The 2,500-nt window shown below is 54.3% G+C and carries 1 rRNA gene (cut by both window edges); it reads right to left on the bottom strand.

The annotated features are described in order from the left end of the window. Positions 1–2,500: ribosomal RNA gene (locus IB230_RS19000) — 23S ribosomal RNA — on the bottom strand (it extends past both window edges: 107 nt to the left, 272 nt to the right).

Raw genomic sequence — 2,500 nt, 5'->3', positions numbered from 1 at the left:
TGCCCCGGGAGATCTCATCTTGAGGCGCGCTTCCCGCTTAGATGCTTTCAGCGGTTATCGCTTCCGAACATAGCTACCCGGCAATGCCACTGGCGTGACAACCGGAACACCAGAGGTTCGTCCACTCCGGTCCTCTCGTACTAGGAGCAGCCCCTCTCAAATCTCCAACGCCCATGGCAGATAGGGACCGAACTGTCTCACGACGTTCTGAACCCAGCTCGCGTACCACTTTAAATGGCGAACAGCCATACCCTTGGGACCGACTACAGCCCCAGGATGTGATGAGCCGACATCGAGGTGCCAAACACCGCCGTCGATATGAACTCTTGGGCGGTATCAGCCTGTTATCCCCGGAGTACCTTTTATCCGTTGAGCGATGGCCCTTCCATACAGAACCACCGGATCACTAAGTCCTACTTTCGTACCTGCTTGATCCGTCGATCTCGCAGTCAAGCACGCTTATGCCTTTGCACACAGTGCGCGATGTCCGACCGCGCTGAGCGTACCTTCGAGCTCCTCCGTTACTCTTTGGGAGGAGACCGCCCCAGTCAAACTACCCACCATACATGGTCCCCGATCCGGATTACGGACCTAGGTTAGAACGTCAAGCACATCAGGGTGGTATTTCAAGGTTGGCTCCACCTCAGCTAGCGCCAAGGTTTCATAGCCTCCCACCTATCCTACACAGACGAACTCAACGTTCAATGTAAAGCTATAGTAAAGGTTCACGGGGTCTTTCCGTCTTGCCACGGGAACGCTGCATCTTCACAGCGATTTCAATTTCACTGAGTCTCGGGTGGAGACAGCGCCGCTGTCGTTACGCCATTCGTGCAGGTCGGAACTTACCCGACAAGGAATTTCGCTACCTTAGGACCGTTATAGTTACGGCCGCCGTTTACTGGGGCTTCGATCAAGAGCTTCGCCTTGCGGCTGACCCCATCAATTAACCTTCCAGCACCGGGCAGGCGTCACACCCTATACGTCCACTTTCGTGTTTGCAGAGTGCTGTGTTTTTGATAAACAGTCGCAGCGGCCTGGTTTCTGCGACCCCCCTCAGCTATAGCCCGCATGGGCCACCAAAGAGGGTGCACCTTCTCCCGAAGTTACGGTGCCATGTTGCCTAGTTCCTTCACCCGAGTTCTCTCAAGCGCCTGAGAATTCTCATCCTACCCACCTGTGTCGGTTTACGGTACGGTCTGCGTGAGCTGAAGCTTAGGAGCTTTTCCTGGAAGCGTGGTATCAGTGACTTCGTCCTAAAGGACTCGTCTCGGTGCTCGGTCTTAAAGGATCCCGGATTTGCCAAAGATCCAAACCTACCGCCTTTCCCCGGGACAACCAACGCCCGGTACACCTAACCTTCTCCGTCCCTCCATCGCACTCACGCGAGGTGCAGGAATATTAACCTGCTTCCCATCGACTACGGCTTTCGCCCTCGCCTTAGGGACCGACTAACCCTGCGTCGATTAACGTTGCGCAAGGAAACCTTGGGCTTTCGGCGTGCGGGCTTTTCACCCGCATTATCGTTACTCATGTCAGCATTCGCACTTCCGATACCTCCAGCAGCCTTCTCAAGCCACCTTCGCAGGCTTACGGAACGCTCCTCTACCGCGCATAACAAAGTTATGCACCCCAAGCTTCGGTTTCGTGCTTAGCCCCGTTAAATCTTCCGCGCAGACCGACTCGACCAGTGAGCTATTACGCTTTCTTTAAAGGGTGGCTGCTTCTAAGCCAACCTCCTGGCTGTCTGTGCCTTTCCACATCGTTTTCCACTTAGCACGAAATTTGGGACCTTAGCTGTGGGTCTGGGTTGTTTCCCTTTTCACGACGGACGTTAGCACCCGCCGTGTGTCTCCCGTACATTCTGTCTTGGTATTCGGAGTTTGCCATGGTTTGCTAAGACGCGATGTCCCGCTAGCCATAACAGTGCTCTACCCCCAAGAAGATTCATACGAGGCGCTACCTAAATAGCTTTCGAGGAGAACCAGCTATCTCCGGGTTCGATTAGCTTTTCACTCCTAATCACACCTCATCCCCTACCTTTGCAACGGGAGTGGGTTCGGGCCTCCAGTACCTGTTACGGCACCTTCACCCTGGGCATGACTAGATCACCCGGTTTCGGGTCTACTGCCCGCGACTATGCGCCCTTATCAGACTCGGTTTCCCTTCGCCTCCCCTATACGGTTAAGCTTGCCACGAACAGTAAGTCGCTGACCCATTATACAAAAGGTACGCAGTCACCCTTGCGGGCTCCTACTGCTTGTACGCACACGGTTTCAGGATCTATTTCACTCCCCTCTCCGGGGTTCTTTTCGCCTTTCCCTCACGGTACTGGTTCACTATCGGTCGGTCAGGAGTATTTAGCCTTGGAGGATGGTCCCCCCATGTTCAGACAGGGTTTCTCGTGCCCCGCCTTACTCGTCTTCACTGAAAAGGTCTTTTCGAATACCGGGCTGTCACCGTCTATGGCCAGTCTTTCCAGACTGTTCTTCTAAAACCAATC

This window comes from Pseudoxanthomonas sp. PXM01 (genome assembly GCF_014851815.1).
Lineage (GTDB): Bacteria > Pseudomonadota > Gammaproteobacteria > Xanthomonadales > Xanthomonadaceae > Pseudoxanthomonas_A.
Note: the sequence above shows the minus strand (reverse complement) of the source record. Positions and strands in the feature narration are given on the sequence as shown.